This window comes from Paracoccus versutus, from assembly GCF_029909795.1.
Lineage (GTDB): Bacteria > Pseudomonadota > Alphaproteobacteria > Rhodobacterales > Rhodobacteraceae > Paracoccus > Paracoccus versutus.
In genome coordinates this window covers 2,371,791-2,392,003 of sequence record NZ_CP038197.1, presented here as the reverse complement: position 1 = coordinate 2,392,003, position 20,213 = coordinate 2,371,791, and the positions used below count along the sequence as shown (strand labels likewise).

The 20,213-nt window shown below is 70.2% G+C and carries 20 protein-coding genes; 8 read left to right on the top strand and 12 right to left on the bottom strand.

All coding sequences use genetic code 11. The features are described 5' to 3' along the window. Positions 1–80 precede the first annotated feature (80 nt). Positions 81–581, top strand: a complete 501-nt coding sequence (locus tag E3U25_RS23155; protein ID WP_036751341.1) for an Lrp/AsnC family transcriptional regulator — start codon at positions 81–83, stop codon at positions 579–581. On the opposite strand, the gene E3U25_RS23150 is transcribed toward E3U25_RS23155, so the two are convergent. Then, on the bottom strand, positions 578–1,201 hold the full coding sequence (locus E3U25_RS23150) for a recombinase family protein (protein ID WP_116222941.1): 624 nt from the start codon (positions 1,199–1,201) through the stop codon (positions 578–580). The genes E3U25_RS23155 and E3U25_RS23150 overlap by 4 nt on opposite strands. Before the next feature lie 270 nt (positions 1,202–1,471). Here E3U25_RS23150 and E3U25_RS23145 point away from each other — a divergent pair, with 270 nt between their 5' ends. Then, complete coding sequence (locus E3U25_RS23145) at positions 1,472–1,657, top strand: hypothetical protein (RefSeq protein WP_116222942.1); 186 nt, start codon at positions 1,472–1,474, stop codon at positions 1,655–1,657. A gap of 52 nt (positions 1,658–1,709) precedes the next feature. Here E3U25_RS23145 and pgeF read toward each other — a convergent pair whose 3' ends face one another. Genes pgeF through lgt form a run of 3 tightly spaced genes read right to left on the bottom strand, consistent with a single transcriptional unit; the run spans position 1,710 to position 4,409 of the window. Next, positions 1,710–2,474: a peptidoglycan editing factor PgeF gene (gene pgeF, locus E3U25_RS23140; protein ID WP_036751345.1), complete on the bottom strand. Its 765-nt coding sequence runs from the start codon at positions 2,472–2,474 to the stop codon at positions 1,710–1,712. Continuing rightward, entirely contained in the window at positions 2,458–3,522 is a 1,065-nt protein-coding gene (locus E3U25_RS23135) for a class I SAM-dependent methyltransferase (protein WP_116222943.1), read from the bottom strand. Before E3U25_RS23135 ends, pgeF begins: the two co-directional genes overlap by 17 nt. Continuing rightward, a complete protein-coding gene (gene lgt, locus E3U25_RS23130) occupies positions 3,519–4,409 on the bottom strand; it encodes a prolipoprotein diacylglyceryl transferase (RefSeq protein WP_116222944.1) in 891 nt (296 codons plus the stop codon). Before lgt ends, E3U25_RS23135 begins: the two co-directional genes overlap by 4 nt. A 126-nt stretch (positions 4,410–4,535) precedes the next feature. On the opposite strand from lgt, the gene E3U25_RS23125 reads away from it, so the two are divergent. Then, positions 4,536–4,829 carry an accessory factor UbiK family protein gene (locus E3U25_RS23125; protein ID WP_036751352.1) on the top strand — a complete coding sequence of 98 codons (294 nt, stop codon included), beginning with the start codon at positions 4,536–4,538 and terminating at the stop codon, positions 4,827–4,829. Here the strand turns inward: E3U25_RS23125 and E3U25_RS23120 are convergent. Further along, the gene (locus E3U25_RS23120; RefSeq protein WP_244295361.1) at positions 4,820–5,125 is read right to left on the bottom strand and encodes a DUF6476 family protein; all 306 of its coding nucleotides are present in this window, start codon (positions 5,123–5,125) and stop codon (positions 4,820–4,822) included. The genes E3U25_RS23125 and E3U25_RS23120 overlap by 10 nt on opposite strands. Between E3U25_RS23120 and E3U25_RS23115 the strand changes: the two genes are divergently transcribed. The 3 genes from E3U25_RS23115 (at position 5,124) to E3U25_RS23105 (ending at position 8,494) form a co-directional block, all read left to right on the top strand. Continuing rightward, entirely contained in the window at positions 5,124–6,149 is a 1,026-nt protein-coding gene (locus E3U25_RS23115; protein WP_116222945.1) for an RluA family pseudouridine synthase, read from the top strand. The genes E3U25_RS23120 and E3U25_RS23115 overlap by 2 nt on opposite strands. Before the next feature lie 66 nt (positions 6,150–6,215). Next, positions 6,216–7,121: an RNA polymerase sigma factor RpoH gene (gene rpoH / locus E3U25_RS23110; RefSeq protein WP_036751355.1), complete on the top strand. Its 906-nt coding sequence runs from the start codon at positions 6,216–6,218 to the stop codon at positions 7,119–7,121. A 353-nt stretch (positions 7,122–7,474) separates the two neighbouring features. Continuing rightward, the gene (locus E3U25_RS23105; RefSeq protein ID WP_072460959.1) at positions 7,475–8,494 is read left to right on the top strand and encodes a hypothetical protein; all 1,020 of its coding nucleotides are present in this window, start codon (positions 7,475–7,477) and stop codon (positions 8,492–8,494) included. A 7-nt stretch (positions 8,495–8,501) separates the two neighbouring features. Here E3U25_RS23105 and E3U25_RS23100 read toward each other — a convergent pair whose 3' ends face one another. The 6 genes from E3U25_RS23100 to E3U25_RS23075 form a co-directional block, all read right to left on the bottom strand. Continuing rightward, entirely contained in the window at positions 8,502–9,569 is a 1,068-nt protein-coding gene (locus E3U25_RS23100) for an SPOR domain-containing protein (protein WP_116222946.1), read from the bottom strand. A gap of 68 nt (positions 9,570–9,637) precedes the next feature. After that, the gene (gene upp / locus E3U25_RS23095) at positions 9,638–10,273 is read right to left on the bottom strand and encodes a uracil phosphoribosyltransferase (protein WP_036751358.1); all 636 of its coding nucleotides are present in this window, start codon (positions 10,271–10,273) and stop codon (positions 9,638–9,640) included. Beyond that, positions 10,270–11,238: an adenosine deaminase gene (locus E3U25_RS23090; protein ID WP_116222947.1), complete on the bottom strand. Its 969-nt coding sequence runs from the start codon at positions 11,236–11,238 to the stop codon at positions 10,270–10,272. Before E3U25_RS23090 ends, upp begins: the two co-directional genes overlap by 4 nt. Next, on the bottom strand, positions 11,235–12,419 hold the full coding sequence (locus E3U25_RS23085) for a phosphopentomutase (protein ID WP_116222948.1): 1,185 nt from the start codon (positions 12,417–12,419) through the stop codon (positions 11,235–11,237). Before E3U25_RS23085 ends, E3U25_RS23090 begins: the two co-directional genes overlap by 4 nt. After that, positions 12,416–13,705, bottom strand: a complete 1,290-nt coding sequence (locus tag E3U25_RS23080; protein ID WP_116222949.1) for a thymidine phosphorylase — start codon at positions 13,703–13,705, stop codon at positions 12,416–12,418. The genes E3U25_RS23085 and E3U25_RS23080 overlap by 4 nt, the downstream gene beginning before the upstream one ends. Continuing rightward, positions 13,702–14,097 (bottom strand): cytidine deaminase, encoded by a 396-nt coding sequence (locus E3U25_RS23075; protein WP_036751365.1) that lies wholly within the window; start codon positions 14,095–14,097, stop codon positions 13,702–13,704. Before E3U25_RS23075 ends, E3U25_RS23080 begins: the two co-directional genes overlap by 4 nt. Positions 14,098–14,270: 173 nt before the next feature. On the opposite strand from E3U25_RS23075, the gene E3U25_RS23070 reads away from it, so the two are divergent. Further along, complete coding sequence (locus E3U25_RS23070) at positions 14,271–16,550, top strand: NADP-dependent malic enzyme (RefSeq protein WP_116222950.1); 2,280 nt, start codon at positions 14,271–14,273, stop codon at positions 16,548–16,550. A gap of 242 nt (positions 16,551–16,792) precedes the next feature. Continuing rightward, complete coding sequence (locus E3U25_RS23065) at positions 16,793–18,697, top strand: propionyl-CoA synthetase (protein WP_116222951.1); 1,905 nt, start codon at positions 16,793–16,795, stop codon at positions 18,695–18,697. Positions 18,698–18,843: 146 nt separating this feature from the next. On the opposite strand, the gene aroA is transcribed toward E3U25_RS23065, so the two are convergent. Beyond that, positions 18,844–20,175, bottom strand: a complete 1,332-nt coding sequence (aroA, locus tag E3U25_RS23060; RefSeq protein ID WP_116223276.1) for a 3-phosphoshikimate 1-carboxyvinyltransferase — start codon at positions 20,173–20,175, stop codon at positions 18,844–18,846. Between the last annotated feature and the right edge of the window lie 38 nt (positions 20,176–20,213).

Genomic DNA, 20,213 nt, shown 5'->3' with positions numbered 1-20,213 from the left:
TGGAAAGAATGTTGCGCAATCCGGCCCCGCGGGATAGTTTCCGGCATGTTTTTTGCCCGCAAGGCAAACCAGGGGATGCGATGACCGCCGCCAGACTTGACGAAATCGACCGCAAAATTCTGGCAGAGTTGCAGGCCGACGGCCGCATGACCAATGTCGAGCTGGCCCGCCGCGTCGGCATTTCCGCCCCGCCCTGCCTGCGCCGCGTCCGCGCGCTGGAGGAGATGGGCTATATCCGCGGCTATCATGCCGACATCGACGCGCGCGAGCTGGGCTTCGAGGTGCAGGTCTTTGCCATGGTCCGGCTGATGAGCCAGTCCGAGCGCGACCTTTCCGCCTTCGAGGCGCTGGCCTGCGAATGGCCGCTGGTCCGCGAATGCCACATGCTGAACGGCGAGATCGACTTCATCCTGAAATGCGTCTCGCCCGACCTGACCAGCTTCCAGCGCTTCCTGACCGAGAAGCTGACGGCGGCGCCGAACGTGGCCTCGGTCAAGACCTCGCTGGTGATCCGCTGCGCCAAGGACGAGCCGGGCGTGCCCTTCAGCATCGTCGAGGAACGGGCGGCGATGGTCGGCTAAGGCGGGGGCAACCGGCCGGGCACGAAAATTCCCCGCGGCGGCGCCGCTTCCTGCGCAGTTCGGTCGGTTCCCTGCACCTTGCGGAACTGGCGCTGCAAGGTGCGGGTGTGGATGCCGTATCGGGCCGCAATGCTCTTGATCGACTCGGTCTCGACGGCGCGGATCGCCTCGGCCACCTGCTGTTCGGACAGGATGGGCGGGCGGCCGACATGGCTGCCGCGGCGCTGTGCCTCGGCCATGCCGGCCTTGGTGCGCTCGCTGATCAGGGTGCGCTCGAACTCGGCCAGCGCGGCCATGATGTGAAAGACCAGCCGCCCGCCGGGCGAGGCGGTATTCACCTCTTCGGTCAGCGACTGGAAGTCGATGCCCCGCCGGCCCAGTTCGTCGACGATCTCGACCAGGCCGACCAGCGACCGGCCCAGCCGGTCAAGCCGCCAGACGACCAGCGTCTGCCCGGACCGCAACGAGGCCAGCATCCGCTTTAGCCCCGGCCGGGCCATGGCCGAACCGGACAGGCCATGGTCCTTGAATACCTTGACGCATCCCGCGCGTTTCAGCGCCGTCAGTTGAAGATCCAGCCGCTGGTCCTCGGTCGACACCCGTGCATAGCCAATTTTCATGCGAAATCCCCAGGTTCGGCCCGGTGCGATACGTTTCGCCCGCCGCATCGCCCGCCCCGAACGCATTGACAAAACGGAACCCTTTTGACACGGCACCTCGCAACCTGATTTACTCCAGCGAAAGCTGGATTTCTTACGGGGCTTCTCCCCTTTTGTCCATTATGCGCAAAGGGTTCCGTTTTGCCGCACCCGTCAGGGACGGATGCGAGGGGGGCGAGGAAAACGGCCGCTTCCATGGCGGCGAGGTCGTCTTTTATATGCTCGCCGGGGTTGCGGGCGGCCTGGCCGGCGCCGGGGTTCAAGCTGTCGCCGGGCTGGATTTTTCTATCCTACTCGCTGGGCGGGGTGGCCTTTGTCATGGCCGCGGCGCTGGTGCTGTCCTTTGCCCGGTCGGTGCGCCGCTCGACCGCCATCGCCATGGCGCGCAACCGGCACGGATACCGCCCCGAGGAATGACGGCCGCAGCCGACGGCTTGGTGCAGCGCCCCGGGCAGCCCTGGCCGGCGCCCTACAACGCAATCGCCGAGATCAGCCGGCCGTAATCCGCCTGGTTCTGATGCGTGCTGCGGCGATAGGAAAAGAAGCGGTCCGGGTCGGAATAGGTGCAATGCCGCGTCCATTCGGCCTCGACCCCGGCCTCGCGCAGGCGCATCAGGCCGAACGAAGGCAGGTCGAACATCGGCCGCCCGTTGGGCCCGCCGGCGAAGAAGCGGTGATAGCCGGGTTCCTCGGCCAGGAACTCGTCCATGAAATCCTCGCCGACCTCATAGGCGCGCTGGCTGATCGTGGGGCCGATCACCGCGCGGATGCGGCTGGCGCCCAGGTCGTTCATCGCGCCGACCGCCGCCTCGATCACGCCGGAAAGCGCCCCGCGCCAGCCGGCATGGACGGCGCCGATCACCCCCGCCTCGGGGTCGGCCAGCAGGATCGGCTGGCAATCGGCGGTCAGCACCGCCAGCGCCACGCCGGGCTGGTCGGTGACGATGCCGTCGGCGCGCATCCCGGCGACGGCGGCCGGGTCGTCGCCGGCGCGCAGCACCGCGATCTCGGCGGAATGGACCTGATGCACGGTGGCAAGCCCGGCGGGCGGCACGCCCATCGCCGCGGCCACGCGGGCGCGGTTGATGCTGACGATCTCGGCCTGGTCGCTGGAGCCGTAGCCGCAGTTCAGCCCCGAAAACAGCCCCGAGGAGGCGCCGCCGCGCCGAGTGAAGAAGCCATGCCGCACCGAGGCGAGCAGCGGATGGGTCAGGATCTCAAGCGTCGTCTGCATCGTCGTCCAGGGGCTCGAATCCGGCGGGGACGGGCGCATGGCGAGCCCATAAGGCCAGCACCTTGAACAAGTGTCCCATTTCATCGGGCGCGGTCAAGCGATGAAGCGCGGCCATCGCACCCGCATCGCCCAGGCGCGCCAGGCGCTGCGCGCGCGCCTCGATCCCCAGCCGCTTCAGCCAGTCGCCCTGCGCCGCCATGCGCGAGACGCGCGCCCCCGCGCCGCGCGCCGCCGCGGCCAGGGGGGCGAAATCGACATGCGCGGTCAGGTCGGCCTCGCCCGGATTGGCCAGCGGATCTTCGGGCCGGTGGCGGCGCAGGGCCTGGAAGGTGTCGCCCTGCCCGTCCCAGCCGCCATAGTCGACAAGGATGGCGCAGCCGCCATGCGCGGCGATCCGCCCGGCGACCTGCGCGACGATCGGCAGGGCCTCGGGGCAGGTTTCGCGGATCACGCCCTGGGGCGCGGCAGGCAGCGCGGCATCGGCCGCCGGGACCAGCCCCATCTCCAGCCCGCCCTGGGCATCCAGCGCCACCACGCGCTCGGCCCAGCCCTGCGCGCCGCGCTGGAACTGGCGGATCGGCAGGGCGTCGAAGAACTCGTTCGCGACCAGGAACAGCGGCGCCTGCGGCAACTGCGACACATCGTCCAGATGGGCGATGTCGCCCAGCCTGTCGCGCTGCACCCGGCGCAGGTGCGGCGAGGCCTCGACCAGCGCCACCCGTGCCGCCTCGGCCATGCCGGGCACGATGCGGATGGCACGCAGGATGTCGGCCATCAGCGTGCCGCGCCCCGGCCCGATTTCCGCCAAGGTAAAAGGCGCGGGACGGCCCTGGTCCAGCCAGGCCTGCGCCAGCGCCAGGCCGATCATCTCGCCGAAGATCTGGCTGATCTCGGGTGCGGTGGTGAAATCGCCGCCCGCGCCGAAGGGGTCGCGGGTGGCGTAATAGCCATGCTGGGGATGGAGCAGGCAAAGCCGCATGTATTCGTCCAGGGCCATGGGCCCCGACAGCCGGATCTGCGCGGCGATCAGGCGCCCGAGCGGCGTCATGCCGCGCCTTGCGGCACCGCCGGCCGGGCGCGGGCGCGCGCCAGGAAGGCCAGCCCGACCAGCACCATCGGCAGCGACAGCAGCTGGCCCATGGTCACGCCCCAGACCGCCCCGCCCAGCACATGGCCCAGCGGATTGTCGGGGGTGATGAATTGCGCATCGGCCTGGCGGAAGAACTCGACGACGAAACGCGACAGGCCATAGCCGGTCAGGAACAGCCCCAGCGCCTGCCCCGGCCGGCGCAGCCCCCCGGCCCGGACCAGCAGCAGAAGCAGGCCGGCCAGCAGCACGCCCTCCAGCCCGGCCTCGTAAAGCTGGCTCGGGTGGCGGGCGCAGGGGCCGGTGATGCCGGGGCAGGTCTGCGCCGCCTCGCCGGGAAAGACCACGCCCCAGGGCGCGTCGGTCGGCCGGCCCCACAGCTCGGCATTGATGAAATTCGCCACCCGGCCCAGGCCCAGGCCGATCGGCGTCGCCACCGACAGCGCATCGGCCAGCCGCAGCGCCGGGATGCCGTGGCGCCGGCAATACCACCAGGAGGCCAGAACCACGCCCAGGAAGCCGCCGTGAAAGGACATGCCGCCCTGCCAGAGCACCGGGATCTGCCCCGGATTGGCCAGGTAATAGCCCGGCTCGTAGAACAGCACGAAGCCCAGCCGCCCGCCCAGCACCACGCCGACGATTACCCAGGTCAGCAATTCCTCGACCCGCTCGGGCGGCATGGGCGCCGCGTCGCCCCAAAGCCGCGGCCGCCGCATCAGCGCGACGATGATGCGCCAGCCGATCAGCAGCCCGGCCAGATAGGCCAGCGCATACCAGCGCAACGAGAATTCCATGCCGAAAAGATGGATGGTGAAGATCTCGGGCGAAATGTCGGGAAATGGGATCATGGGCTCCTCGTTTCGGCGCGGGCAGGCTACGCGGGGGCGGCCGGGTGTCAACCGGCGCTGTCAGGCAATTGAACAGCCGCGCCCCGAGCGCCATATAGGGGGTCTCGCTGAACCGAAAGGCCCGCCATGACCGCGAACAACCGCTTTCTCGACGATCTCTCGAAATTGATGACCAATGCCATGGGCGTGGCCCAGGGCGCCAAGGACGAGGCGCAGACCGCCTTCAACGGCTGGATCGACCGCTGGCTGGCCGAGCGCGATTTCGTCACCCGCGAGGAATTCGAGGCGGTGCGCGAAATGGCGATCAAGGCCCGGTCCGAGAATGCCGAGCTGCGCGCCCGCCTCGACGCGCTGGAAGGCAAGGGCGTGGCCTCGGTCAGTTCGACCGGCCCGCTCGGCACCGGCGAAGGTCAGGGCTGAACCGTTTCGCGCAGTCGGCCCTGCCTGTCGTAAAGCAGCACCTCGCCCGCCTCGGTCACCACCACCAGCCAGTCGCGGGCAAAGGTGACGGCGGCGGGCACCGCGCCCTCGGGCAGGGCGACCTGCTCGGGCAGTTCGGGCAGCGGCGGCTGCGACAGGCGCAGCCACAGCAGCGCCGCGATCACCAGCATGCCGATGCCCATCACCGCCGCCAGGGCCGTCACCAGGATGCGCAGCCAGCGCAGCATCGGCAACGCTTCCTCTGGTCCCGCATCCAGCCTATCATCCCGTTCCATGGCCGAAATCCTCATCACCATCCCCGAAGGACTGTCCGAGCGCCTTGATAAGGCGCTTGCCCTTGCCGCGCCAGAGCAGGCGGCGCTGTCGCGCTCGCGCCTGGCCCGGCTGATCGCCGAGGGTGCGGTCCGGGGGCCCTCGGGGCGGGTCACGGACGGCAAGGCGCGGGCCGAGACCGGCGACTACCTGGTCGAGATCGGCGCGCCCGAGCCCCTGGACGCGCAGCCCGAGCCGATCCCGCTGTCGATCGCCTATGAGGACGGCGACCTGATCGTGGTGGACAAGCCCGCCGGCATGGTGGTCCATCCCGCGCCCGGCGCGCCCAACGGCACGCTGGTCAATGCGCTGCTGGCCCATTGCGCGGGCAGCCTGTCGGGCATCGGCGGCGCGGCCCGGCCCGGCATCGTGCATCGCATCGACAAGGAGACCTCGGGCCTGCTGGTGGTGGCCAAGACCGACCGCGCGCACCAGGGGCTGGCGCGGCAATTCGCCGACCACACGGCGCGGCGGCGCTACCTGGCCGTCGCGCATGGCATGATCGACCCGGCCGATGCGCGGCTGCGCGGCCTGCCGGGCGTGGGGTTCGAACCGGGCGGCGTGCTGCGCATCGCCACGCTGATCGGCCGCCACCCCGGCGACCGGCAGCGCCAGGCGGTCAGCTTCCAGAACGGGCGCCATGCCGTGACCCGCGCCCGCGTGATCGAGACCTTCGGCACGCCCCCCGCCGCCATGCTGGTCGAATGCCGGCTGGAGACCGGGCGGACGCATCAAATCCGCGTGCATATGGCCCATGCGGGATTGGGCCTGGTCGGCGACCCGGTCTATGGTGGCAACAGGCGGGCCTCGGTCCGGGCGCTGGGGACGGATGCCGCCGCAGCCGTCGCCGCCTTTCCCCGCCAGGCCCTGCACGCGGCCGAGCTGGGCTTCGACCACCCGGTCAGCGGCAAGGCGCTGACCTTTGCCAGCCCGCTGCCGCCCGACATGGCCGGCTTGCTGGCGACCTTGCGCCGGGCACCGGGCTGACGGAACCCGGAGCGCGCCGACAGCGTTCACAATTACCCGCCCAAGCGCGGGACAGGGAATTTTCAGATGGCGAACTACACCAACCTTCCGGCACCCAGCCCCGAACAGGGCCTGAACCGCTATTTGCAGGAGATCCGCAAGTTTCCCCTGCTGGAACCGGAAGAGGAATACATGCTGGCCAAGGCCTGGGTCGACCACCAGGACGCCGAGGCCGCGCAGAAGCTGGTGACGAGCCACCTGCGGCTCGCCGCCAAGATCGCCATGGGCTATCGCGGCTATGGCCTGCCGCAGGCCGAGGTCATCTCCGAGGCGAACGTGGGCCTGATGCAGGCGGTCAAGCGCTTCGACCCGGAAAAGGGCTTTCGCCTGGCCACCTATGCGATGTGGTGGATCCGCGCCTCGATCCAGGAATACATCCTGCGGTCCTGGTCGCTGGTCAAGATGGGCACCACCTCGGCGCAGAAGAAGCTGTTCTTCAACCTGCGCAAGGCCAAGTCGCGGCTGGGCGCGCTGGAGGAAGGCGACCTGCGCCCCGAAAACGTCGCGCAGATCGCCCATGACCTGAACGTGACCGAGCAGGAGGTCATCGACATGAACCGCCGGCTTTCGGGGGGCGATGCCTCGCTGAACGCCACGGTCGGGTCCGGCGACGGCGAATCGACCGCGCAATGGCAGGACTGGCTGGAGGACGAGGACGCCGACCAGGCCCAGGCCTTTGCCGAGGCCGACGAGCTTTCGGCGCGGCGCGAGATGCTGCTTGCCGCCATGGACGTGCTGAACGACCGCGAAAAGGACATCCTGATGGAGCGCCGGCTGCGCGACGACCCGATGACGCTCGAGGATCTTTCGACGCGCTACGAGGTCTCGCGCGAGCGGATCCGCCAGATCGAGGTCCGCGCCTTCGAGAAGCTGCAGAACCGCATCCGCGAACTGGCCCGCGAGCGCGGCATGACCGTGCCCGAAACCGCCTGACCCGGCCTTGGCGCCGGCCGGCCCGCTCCCTTCCCCCGCAGCCGCTGGCGACCCCTTGCGCAAAGGCCGCGCAGGGGGGTCGGCGCCGTGCGCTCTCTTGCCGGCGCCCGCCTTCCCGGCCGAAAGCGCCCGAAGGCCGTGGGGCGGCGGGCAGGACGGGCCCGCGGACCCGTCCCGGCCGGGCGCGCGCCGCCTGGGGCTGGCCATGCCCGCGCAAGCCGGTCGGTTTTCGGCGCGACGCCCCTTGCAAGCCGCGGCCCCGGCGGGGAAATTATCGTGACAGCGGGCAGAGTTGACCGCCGCCCGGCTTGGCTTATGGTCGGGACAGGACAGCAAGGGCCGATGGCGCGCAAATGACGGCGCTGAACCAATATCAAAGGCTGGAAGCCGCAGGAATCTGGCGTGAATCGCCCAGATCGCAGCTGCGCGACGTCATCGTTTCCTTCGGGGATGCGACCTTGGTGCTGACCGATCCGCGTTCCGAGGTGCCGCTGGCGCATTGGTCGCTGCCCGCCGTCACCCGGCTCAACCCCGGCAAGCTGCCGGCGCGCTATGCACCGGGCGGCCTCGATGCCGGCGAAGAACTGGAGATCGACGACGAGCTGATGATCTCGGCCATTTCCAAGGTGCATCAGGTGATCGAGGCCAGCAAGCCGCATCCCGGCCGGCTGCGTGGCGGGCTGATGCTGAGCGCCGCCGGGGTCATGGCGCTGCTGGCGGTGTTCTGGGTGCCGCCGGCGCTGGTGCGCCACGCCGCCGACATCGCCCCCCCGGCGCAGCGGGCCGAGATCGGGCGCATTGTGCTGGCCGAGATCGCCAAGACCACCGGCAGCCCCTGTTCGCGCCCCGCGGGCGACATGGTGCGCCAGAAGCTGGCGATGCGGCTGATCGGCCCGGATGCGCAGATCGTGGTGGTGCCGGCCAGCCTGCGCGGCGCCCTTCGCCTGCCCGGCCCGATCACCGTCATCGGCGAAGACCTGATCGCGGGCCAGGTGACGCCCGAGGTCGCGGCTGGCCATATCCTGGCCGCGCAGGCGGCGGCGGTCCGCGACGACCCGCTGCTGGCGGCGCTGCGCCATGCCGGGCCGCGCGCCACCTTTCACCTGCTGACCGCCGGGACGCTGCCGGCGAAATCGCTGTCGGGCTATGGCGAGAAACTGCTGGCCGGTCCCCTGCCCCGCCCCGAGGACGAGCCGCTGCTGGCCTATTTCACCCGCGCCGGCATCTCGAGCGAGCCCTATGCCCGCTCGCTCGACCCGACCGGAGAGGCGGTGCTGGGCCTGATCGAGGCCGATCCCTTTCGCACGGCCGAGCCGCGCCCCGTGCTTGCCGACCGCGAATGGATCGCGCTGCAGGAAATCTGTGACCAGTGACCCGCGGTCAGCGGGGAAAGGCATCGGGGAACCCGGCCTTGCGGATGGCGTCGAGCGCCCGGACGATGCTTTCCCGGTCCGGGAAGGGGCCGGCGACAAGGAACTGCACCTCGCGCCCGCCGGCCTGGTCCTTGCCGCGCAGCAACGGATAGCCCATCTGCGCGATGCGCGCGGCTGCGCGTTCGGCATTGCGCGGATCGGCGAAGGTGCCGACCTGGACATAGCGCGCCCCGGCGGGGATCATCCCGACCGCGGGCGGCGCGGCAGGGGATGCCGGCGCCTTGCCACGCGACGCCTCGGGCGCCTTGGCCACGGGTGCGGATACGGGTGCAGGCTTGGCGGGAGCCGGCTTTTGCGCCGCCGGCCTTGCGGCAGGAGGCGGCATCGGCCGGGCGGTTTCGACGGCGGTTCCGGCGGCGGTTTCGCTGACAGGGGAGGCGGTCGGCCCGGCTCCCGCCCCGCTACCCACCGGGCGCATGAAGCTGAGCCGCGACAGTTCGGACTTCGGCATTCCCGCGCAATAGCCCTGCGTCGGATCGTCCAGCCCAGCCGCGCCCGGCCCGTCGTCATAGCCCAGCAGCTCGCACAGCCGCCGGTTCGGATGCAGGGCGGCGCCCATGCCCTGGCGCAGCGCCGGCGCCGCAGCCAGCGCCGCCCGCAGCGCATCGGCCGGGGCGGGGGAGTGCGGCTCGGGGCCCAGATCCGGCAGATGCTCCATCGGCCGCGGATCGCTGGCCAGTTCGCCGGGGCGCAGGTTGGTGACGACTTGCTGCGACAGCGCCTCTTCCAGCAGTTCGGCCCGGCTGCGCCCGGCCGCCGGGGCGAGGGCCCGCAGCTTCGGCTCGCCCTGAGCGCCGCGGGCGGAAAGCGTCGGCGGATAGCCGCAGATCGGCGTGCCGTCGCGCGCCAGCCGCGCGGCCCAGCCGCCCAGGTCGTCGCGTAAAAAGACGCAGCCGCGGCTGTCGATATATTGCCGCGCCGGGAAATCCGCCGGCGGCTCTTCGGCCGGGCGCGGCGCTTGCGCCAGCGCAAGCCCCGGCAGCAGCGCCAGCATCAGCCACAGAATTGCCCGCATGGCCCCATCCTCGAATCACCCATGACCCGGTGATAGGCCGAAAGCCCTGAAGGCCGGTTAACGCGGCCTCATTTCGTGCCGAACATGCGGTCGCCGGCATCGCCCAGGCCGGGCACGATATAGCCATGCTCGTCCAGCCGCTCGTCCAGCGCCGCGGTCACGATCGGCACGTCGGGATGGGCCTCGCGCATCCGCGCCACCCCCTCGGGCGAGGCGAGCAGGCACAGGAAGCGCAGGTTGCGCGCCCCCGCCGCCTTGAGCAGGTCGATGGCCGCGACCGAGGAATTGCCCGTCGCCAGCATCGGATCGACGACGATGGTCATGCGTGCGTCCAGCGCGCTGGGAACCTTGGAATAATACTGCACCGGCTGCAGCGTCTCGGGGTCGCGGTAAAGCCCGATGAAGCCCACGCGCGCGGCCGGAATCAGCTCAAGGATGCCGTCGAGCAGCCCATTGCCGGCCCGCAGGATCGAGATCAGCGCCAGTTTCTTGCCTTCCAGCGTCGGCGCCTGCATCTCGCAAAGCGGGGTCTCGATGCGGATGGTGGTCATCTCCAGCTCGCGCGTGACCTCATAGGCCAGAAGCAGGCTGATCTCGCGCAGCAGGCGGCGGAAACCGGCGGTCGAGGTGGTCCTGTCGCGCATGAGCGTCAGCTTGTGCTGCACCAGCGGGTGATCGACGACGGTCAGATGCGCTTGGGTCATGTCAGTTCCTTTCGCAGGCGGGTTCGGGTGGTCTGGTCGCAGAAAGCCGCGTCGACGGCCCAGAGGTTCATCTGGCGGAACTCGGCCTCGGCCCAACCAAAGGCATCGGCAAGCCGCTGATATTCCTGCGACAGCGTGGTGTGGAAGAACGGCGGATCGTCGGTCGAGACGGTGACGCGCACGCCCGCGTCGGCAAGCCGGGCGATGGGATGGGCGGCCCAGTCCCGCACCAGCCCCAGCGCGACGTTCGAGCCGGGGCAAACCTCCAGCGTGATCCCACGTTCGGCCAGGTCGCGCAGCAGCGCCGCGTCCTCGACGGCGCGGATGCCGTGGCCGATGCGGGTGACGCCCAGGGCCAGCGCATCGCGGATGGATTGCGGCCCCCGCCATTCGCCGGCATGGGCGGTCAGGCCCAGCCCGGCCTCGCGCGCGCAATCGAAGGCCCAGGCGAAATCGCCAAGCTCGCCCACGTCCTCGGCCCCGGCAATGCCGAGGCCCGCGACCCAGCCGCCCGAGGTCTCGGCGGCGCAGATCGCGGTCTTGCGGGCGCGCTCGGGGCCGAAATGGCGGATGCAGGTCAGCACGGCGCGGCTGGCGATGCCGTCGCGCTCGGCCTGGGCCGCGGCCTCCTCCATGGCGGCCAGGTAGTCGCGCCATGCGGCAAGATCCGCGCCGCCGCAGAACTCGGGCGAGACGAATAGCTCGACATAGATCGCGCCCTGCTCGACGCATTCCGCCAGCACCTCGGACAGCAGCCGCGCATAGTCCCGCGGCGTCGCCAGGATCGAGGTCGCGGCTTCATAGACGCGCAGGAAATCCCTGAAATCGCGATACGCATAGGCGCCGCGCTCGTCGAAGATGCCGGCGATGTCGCGGTGCTTTTCGGCCGCAAGCGCGCGGATGAAGCCGGGGGGCGCCGCGCCCTCCAGATGCAGGTGCAGCTCGATCTTCTTCAGCGATTTCACAGGAACGACCTCCCCGGCCCGACCGGCGGCAGGCCCAGATGCGCGGCGACCGAGGCGGCGATGTCGGCGAAACCCACCTGGCCGATTTCGCGCACGCCACAACCCCAGCCCAGCACCGGCGCGCGCTCGCGGGTGTGGTCGGTGCCGTGCCAGGTCGGGTCGTTGCCGTGGTCGGCGGTAAAGATCGCCAGATCCCCCGGCCGCAGCCGCGCCATCAGCGCACCGGCCACCCCGTCGAACCATTCCAGCGCCGCCGCATAGCCCGCCACGTCGCGGCGATGGCCATAAAGGCTGTCGAACTCGACGAAATTGGCGAAGGTCAGGCTGCCCGGTTCGGCCTGATCCGCCAAGGCCAGCAGATGGCCGGCCAGGTCGGCGTCCGACCGGCCCTTGTGCAGGGCCGAAATGCCGCGATGCGAGAAGATGTCGCCGATCTTGCCCACCGCATGGGTCGCCCGCCCCGCCTCCTGCGCCACGTCCAGCAGCGTCGGGCCCGGCGGGGCGATGGCATAGTCGCGGCGGTTCGGGGTGCGGGCGAAACTGCCCTCGGCGCCCAGGAAGGGCCGGGCGATGACCCGGCCCACGCGCATCGGGTGGACCATGGCGGCCACATCCTGACAAAGCCGATAAAGCCGGTCGAGGCCGAAGGCGTCCTCATGCGCAGCGATCTGCAACACGCTGTCGGCCGAGGTATAGCAGATCGGCCAGCCGCTGCGCAGATGCTCGGCCCCCAGCCGGGCGATGATCTCGGTCCCCGAGGCATGTTCGTTGCCCAGGATGCCCCCGGTTCCCGCGGCCTGGGCGATGCGCTGGGTCAGATCGGCCGGAAAGGCCGGGCGGGTGTCGGGGAAATAATGCCAGTCCCAGGGCACCGGCACGCCCGCGATCTCCCAATGGCCCGAGGGGGTGTCCTTGCCGCGCGAAACCTCGGTCGCCGCACCCCACAGCCCCTGCGGCCGGGCGCCGAGGCCCGGTGCCGCCTCGCCACTGGCCAGCCGGATCGCGGCGCCAAGGCCAAGCGCGTCCAGATGCGGCATGATGAGCGGCCGCGCCTGGGCGATATGGGCCAGCGTGTTCGCGCCGGTGTCGGGCAGGCCGTCGTTGAAATAGGCGCCCGCGTCGGGCGCGCCGCCGATGCCGACCGAATCCATCACGATCAGGAAGGCGCGTCTGTCGGTCATGTTACCTCGCTGCGGATCAACGGCCCCGGCTCCGGGCCATCGCCCAGCAGATAGGCGGCCGCGACGGTGGCGGCCGCCGCATCGGCCGCCGCCTCCGAGGCGGCATGGACCAGCGCCAGCGGCCGCCCCTCGCCCGCCTCTTCGCCGATGCGCAGCATCTGCGCAAGCCCCACGCGCGGGTCGATCCGGTCGCGGGCATGCAGCCGCCCGCCGCCAAGCGCGACCACGGCATGACCCAGCGCCTCGGTGTCGATGGCGGCGACGCGGCCATGGCCGGGCACGGCGCGGATCACCGGCGCGGACGGCAGGTGGCGGTCGGGATGCTCCAGCAAGTCGGCCGGCCCGCCCTGGGCCGCGACCATGCGGGCGAAACGCTCGGCCGCGGCGCCGCTTTCCAGCGCCTGCAGGGCCCCCGTCAGCCCGACCAGCTCCAGGCAGGCCGAGGAGAGCGCCAGCGACAGGTCGCGCAGCGCGCCCTGCCCGCCGGTCAGCACGGCGATGGCCTCGCGCAGTTCCAGCGCATTGCCGGCGGCGCGGGCCAGGGGCTGGTCCATGTCGGTGACATAGGCGCGGGTGCGGCAGCCGGCGCCGGTCGCGGTATCGACCAGCGCGCGCGCCAGGGCCAGCGCGGCATCGGGGCCGCGCAGAAAGGCGCCGCTGCCCTGCTTGACGTCCAGCACCAGCGCATCAAGCCCCGCCGCCAGCTTCTTGGACAGGATCGAGGCGGTGATCAGGTCGATCGAGCCTACCGTCGCGCTTTCGTCGCGGATCGCGTAAAGCCGCGCATCGGCCGGCGCAAGCTCGCGCCCCGCCGCGACGATGGCGCAGCCGACCTGCCCGGTGACGCGGCGGAACTCGGCCTCGGGCAGCGCGGTGCGGAAACCGGGGATCGCCTCGAGCTTGTCCAGCGTGCCGCCGGTATGGCCCAGCCCGCGCCCCGAGATCATCGGCACATAGGCGCCGCAACAGGCCACCAGCGGCGCAAGGACCAGGCTGACCGTATCGCCGATGCCGCCGGTCGAATGCTTGTCCACCACCGGCCCCGGCAGATCCCAGCGCAACACATCGCCGGAATCGCGCATGGCGCGGGTCAGCGCCACCCGGCCCGCCTCGTCCAGCCCGCGCAGCAGCACCGCCATGGCAAAGGCCGCGGCCTGCGCGTCGCTGACCGAACCGTCGGCCAGGCCGCGCGCGATCAGCGCGGCCCCCGCCGCGTGCAGCCCGCGCCCGTCGCGCACGGCAGCGATCACCGGACGCGGATCGGGGCGGGGATCGGCAGGGCTCATTCGGTGCCCGACATGTGGCTGATGCCGAAACGGCCGGGCAGCAGCTCGCCGATGGTGGTGGCCAGTTCGTCGCCGCGGGTCGTGGCCAGCAGCACCGGCGTCTCGGGGCGGCCGAACTCGGCCAGCTTCTGCCGGCAGCCGCCGCAGGGCGGCACCGGGCCTTGCGAGTCGGCGATGACGGCAACCTCGACGATCTCGGTCTCGCCCGCGGCGACCATGGCGGCGATGGCGCCTGCCTCGGCGCAAGTGCCCTCGGGATAGGCCACGTTCTCGACGTTGCAGCCGGCATAGATCCGCCCCGAGGCGCCGCGCACCGCCGCCCCGACCTTGAAGTTGGAATAGGGCGCATAGGCCCTTTCGCGCACCTCGCGCGCCGCATCCAGAAGCGCCATAGCCCCCACCTTTCGCCTGCCCGTCCGACCGGATCAGGAGTTTGCGCGCGCGCCCCGCACGATGCAAGAGCGGCGCAAGAGCGGCGCATCCCCGCCCGCTTCCGCGATGCCCCCTGTTCCCCGGCAAAAAAATAGTTTAACGCTGAACCATCTTGAGAGGAGAGGGTCTGGCGATGGAAGAACGCAGGCAGGACAACGCCCGGCAGGCGGCACTGGATTATCACGAGTATCCGCGCCCCGGTAAGCTCGAGGTCCGGGCGACCAAGCCCCTTGCCAACGGTCGCGACCTGAGCCGCGCCTATTCGCCCGGCGTGGCAGAAGCCTGCCTGGAGATCAAGGCCGACCCCGCCACGGCCGCCCGCTATACCGCGCGCGGCAACCTTGTCGCCGTGGTCTCGAACGGCACCGCCGTGCTGGGACTGGGCAATATCGGCGCGCTGGCCTCGAAGCCGGTGATGGAGGGCAAGGCGGTCCTGTTCAAGAAATTCGCCAATATCGACTGCTTCGACCTGGAGCTGAACGAGCCCGACCCCGAGAAGCTGGCCGAGATCGTCTGCGCGCTGGAGCCGACCTTCGGCGCGATCAACCTGGAAGACATCAAGGCCCCCGACTGCTTCATCGTCGAGAAGCTGTGCCGCGAGCGGATGAACATCCCGGTCTTCCACGACGACCAGCACGGCACCGCCATCGTCGTCGGCGCCGCCGCGACCAACGCCCTGCACATCGCCCACAAGCGTTTCGAGGACATCAAGGTGGTCTCGACCGGCGGCGGCGCGGCCGGCATCGCCTGCCTCAACATGCTGCTGAAGCTGGGCGTCAAGCGCGAGAACGTCTGGCTTTGCGACATCGCCGGCCTGGTCCATGAGGGCCGGACCGAAGAGATGACGCCGCAAAAGGCGGAATATGCGCAAAAGACCGACCTGCGCACGCTGGACCAGGTGATCGAGGGCGCAGACCTGTTCCTGGGCCTGTCCGGCCCCGGCGTGCTGAAGCCCGAGATGGTGGCCCGGATGGCCAAGCGGCCGATCATCTTTGCGCTGGCCAACCCCACGCCCGAAATCCTGCCCGAGGATGCCCGCGCCGTCGCCCCCGAGGCGATCATCGCCACCGGGCGCAGCGACTATCCGAACCAGGTCAACAACGTCCTGTGCTTCCCCTTCATCTTCCGCGGCGCGCTGGACGTGGGCGCGACCACGATCAACGACGAGATGCAGCTGGCCTGCATCGAGGGCATCGCCGCGCTGGCCCGCGCCACCACCAGCGCCGAGGCGGCGATGGCCTATCGCGGCGAGAAGCTGAGCTTCGGCGCGGATTACCTGATCCCCAAGCCCTTCGACCCGCGGCTGATCGGCGTCGTCTCGACCGCCGTCGCCCGCGCCGCGATGGAGACCGGCGTCGCCACCCGGCCGCTGGAGGACGTCGCCGCCTACAAGCGCAAGCTGGACGGCTCGGTCTTCCGCTCGGCGCTGATCATGCGCCCGGTCTTCGAGGCGGCCGCCACCGCCAAGCGCCGCATCGTCTTTGCCGAGGGCGAGGACGAGCGGGTGCTGCGCGCAGCAAACGCCATGCTCGAGGAAACCACCGACGCGCCGATCCTGATCGGCCGCCCCGAGGTGATCGAGATGCGCGCCGAGCGCGCCGGCCTGCCGATCCGCCCCGGCCGCGACTTCGAGATCGTGAACCCGGAAAACGACCCGCGCTATCGCGACTACTGGGGCACCTATCACGAGCTGATGGCCCGGCGCGGCGTGACGCCGGACATCGCCCGCGCCATCATGCGCACCAACACCACCGCCATCGGCGCCGTCATGGTGCATCGGGGCGAAGCAGACAGCCTGATCTGCGGCACCTTTGGCCAATACAGCTGGCACCTGAACTATATCACCCAGATCCTGGCCCGCGACGGGCTGCGCCCGCATGGCGCGCTGTCGCTGATGATCCTCGAGGACGGGCCGCTGTTCATCGCCGACACCCAGGTCAACCACGCCCCCACCCCCGAACAGGTGGCCGAGGCCGCCATCGGCGCCGCCCGCCATGTCCGCCGCTTCGGCGTGACGCCCAAGGTCGCGCTGTGCAGCCATTCGCAATTCGGCAACCTCGACACCGAGTCGGGGCGCAAGATGCGCGCCGCGCTGGCGATCCTCGAGGCGCGCGGCGTCGATTTCATCTTCGACGGCGAGATGCATGTCGATTCCGCGCTCGACCCCGCGATCCGCGAACGCCTGCTGCCGCGCTCGCGCATCGAGGGGGCGGCGAACGCGCTGGTGTTCTCGGGCACCGACTCGGCCTCGGGGGTGCGCAACGCGCTCAAGCTCAAGGCCAACGGGCTGGAGGTCGGGCCGATCCTGATGGGCATGGGCAACCGCGCCCATATCGTCACCCCCTCGATCACCACCCGCGGGCTGCTGAACATGAGCGCCATCGCCGGCACCCCGGTCGATCATTATCGCTAGGCGCAGGCGGGCGGGGCGCGGTGATTCTGCCGCCGCCCCGCCCGGCCGGCCGGTTTTTGCAAAACGGCGCGGGTTTTTCAGCGCGCAGCAAAGTCCCGCGCCCTTTGCAAACTATTTCACGCCGCGGCGCGGCATTCTGCAAAACTTTCCGTCGCACCCCGCGACTGTGGGCGATAACATCCTTGCGCCCTGGCCTCGGGCGCGCATAACTCCGGCCCATTCATCCGGGGAGGAGTTGGTTCATGGGATATCGTGAGATCTATTCCGCCTGGCAGGCAGATCCCGAGGGTTTCTGGATGCAGGCGGCCGGGGCGATCGACTGGGAGCGCGAGCCCTCGAAGGCGCTTTTCGACGACAAGGCCCCGATCTACGAATGGTTCTCGGACGGGATGGTCAACACCTGCTGGAACGCGGTGGACCGCCATGTCCTGGCCGGCCGCGGCGACCAGGTCGCCATCCAGCACGAAAGCCCGATCACGCTGTCGTCCAAGGGCATCACCTACAAGCAATTGCAGGACCGCGTCGCCTCGCTGGCCGGCGCGCTGCGCATGCGCGGCGTCGAAAAGGGCGACCGCGTCATCATCTACATGCCGATGATCCCCGAGGCGCTGGAGGCGATGCTGGCCTGCGCCCGGCTGGGCGCCATCCATTCCGTGGTCTTCGGCGGCTTTGCGGCGAACGAGCTGGCGGTGCGCATCGACGATTGCCAGCCCAAGGCGATCATCGCCGCCTCCTGCGGGCTGGAGCCGAACCGGGTCGTCCATTACAAGCCGCTGCTCGACGCCGCCATCGACATGGCCCAGCACAAGCCCGAGTTCTGCGTGATCTTCCAGCGCGAGCAGGAGGTGGCCAAGCTGGTCGAGGGCCGCGACTTCAACTGGCACGGCTTCCAATACGGCGTGAAGCCCGCCGAATGCGTCCCGGTCGAGGGCAACCACCCGGCCTATATCCTTTATACCTCGGGAACCACCGGCCAGCCCAAGGGCGTGGTGCGCCATACCGCCGGCCATCTGGTGGCGCTGCAATGGTCGATGACCAACATCTACAACATCGCCGCCGGCGACCGTTTCTGGGCCGCCTCGGACGTGGGCTGGGTCGTCGGCCACAGCTATATCTGCTACGGGCCGCTGATCGCCGGCGCGACCACCGTGGTCTTCGAGGGCAAGCCGGTCGGCACCCCGCATCCCGGCGTCTTCTGGCGCATCATCCAGAACCACCGCATCAAGAGCTTCTTTACCGCCCCCACCGCCCTGCGCGCCATCCGCCGCGAGGATCCCGAGGGCGAATGGATCCGCCGCTACAAGCTGCACGACCTGCAAGCCCTGTTCCTGGCCGGCGAGCGCGCCGACCCCGACACGGTGAAATGGGCGCAGGAACATCTGGGCGTGCCGGTGGTCGATCACTGGTGGCAGACCGAGACCGGCTGGGCCATCGCCGCCAATCCCATCGGCATCGAGACCCTGCCGACCAAGCTCGGCAGCCCCTCGGTGCCGATGCCCGGCTATGACGTGCAGGTGCTGGACGAGGCCGGCCACCCGGTGCCCGCAAGCACGCTGGGCGCCATCGCGGTCAAGCTGCCCCTGCCGCCCGGCACGCTGCCGGGGCTGTGGAATGCCGAAAGCCGCTTTCGCAAGTCCTATCTCGACCATTTCCCCGGCTATTACGAGACCGGCGACGCCGGCTATATCGACGAGGAGGGCTATCTCTACATCATGGCGCGCACCGACGACGTGATCAACGTCGCCGGCCACCGGCTGTCGACCGGCGCCATGGAAGAGGTGCTGGCCAGCCATCCCGCCGTCGCCGAATGCGCGGTGATCGGCGTGGCTGACAGCCTCAAGGGCCAGTCGCCCGTCGGCTTCCTGTGCCTCAAGGCCGGGGTCGCGACGCCGCATGAGCAGGTGGTGCGCGAGGTGGTCAAGCTGGTGCGCGACAAGATCGGCCCGGTCGCGGCCTTCAAGTCGGCTTGCGTGGTGGACCGGCTGCCCAAGACCCGCTCGGGCAAGATCCTGCGCGCCACCATGGCCAAGATCGCCGATGGCGAGCCCTTCAAGACCCCCGCCACCATCGACGACCCGGCGATCCTGGACGAGATCCGCGAGGCGCTGGCAGGGATCGGCTATCCCGAAGCCGCCAAGGCGGGCTAGACCCCGCCCGGCGGCACTGTCGCATGGGTATTTGTGCAACGGAGAAAGACCACAGGCGGCGCCCCATCCGGCGCCGCCTGCGTTTCTTTCGTGCATAAGCATCCTCGGGGGTCCGGGGGCAGACAGCCCCCGGCTTCTGCGCGGTTTCAGTCGATCTGCGCACCGAGGCCGCGCATCAGCGGCGGGAAATCCGGGAAGGAGGTGGCGATCGGGCCGCCGTCGTCCACCGTGATCGGCTGCTCGGAGGCAAGGCCCGCGACCAGGAAGGACATGGCGATGCGGTGGTCGAGATGCGTGGCGCAGGTGGCGCCACCCGTCAGCCCGCCCTTGCCATGGACGGTCATGGTGTCCGGGGTGGTCTCGACAGCCGCGCCATTGGCGACAAGGCCGGTGGCCATGGCCTCGATCCGGTCGCTTTCCTTGACGCGCAATTCGTGGACGCCTTGCATGACGGTCGTACCCTCGGCAAAGCAGGCGATGACCGAGAGGATCGGGAATTCGTCGATCATGCTGGCGGCGCGTTCGGGCGGCACGGTCACGCCCTTCAGCGGGCCATGGCGGACGACGAGGTCGGCGACCGGCTCGCCGCCCTCTTCGCGCTGGTTCTGGAAGCTGATGTCGGCGCCCATTTCCAGCAAGGTGACATAGAGCCCGTCGCGGGTCGGGTTGCGGCTGACGCCGGGGACGCGGATCTGCGAGCCGGGCACGATCAGCGCCGCCGCCACCGGAAAGGCAGCGCTGGACGGGTCGCGCGGCACCGCCACCGGCTGCGGCTTCAGTTCCGGCCGGCCTTGCAGGGTGATGACATGGCCTTCATCCGTCGTCTCGCTGCGGATGCTGGCGCCGAAGCCCGCGAGCATGCGTTCGGTATGGTCGCGGGTCGGTTCGGATTCGACCACCACCGTCTCGCCCGGTGCGTTCAGGCCGGCCAGCAGCACCGCCGACTTGATCTGGGCGCTGGCGACCGGGGTCTTGTAGCGCACCGGCACCGGATCGGCCGCGCCCCTGATGGTCAGGGGCAGGCGCTTGCCTTCGCGGGCCGTCACCTGAGCGCCGAACAGCTCCAGCGGGTCGGTGACGCGGCCCATCGGCCGGCGCGACAGGCTGGCGTCGCCGGTAAAGGTGGCGGTGATCGGCGTCGTCGCCATGGCGCCCATGATCAGCCGCACGCCGGTGCCGGAATTGCCGCAGTCGATCACGCCCTCGGGCTCGGCGAAGCCGCCGACGCCGACGCCCATCACCCGCCATTCCCCCTCGCCCAGGCGTTCGACCTGCGCGCCGAAGGCCCGCATCGCCGAGGCCGTGTCCAGCACGTCCTGGCCCTCCAGCAGCCCGGTGATATGGGTCTCGCCCACCGCCAGCGCGCCCAGGATCAGCGCGCGGTGGCTGATCGACTTGTCGCCCGGCACCTTGGCCTCGCCGGCCAGGGGGCCCGAGCGGCGGGCGGTCATCGGCAGCGGTTCGGCGGAATGTGACATGAAGGCCCCCTGGTGCGTGTCGCGCAAGGTGATAGCGG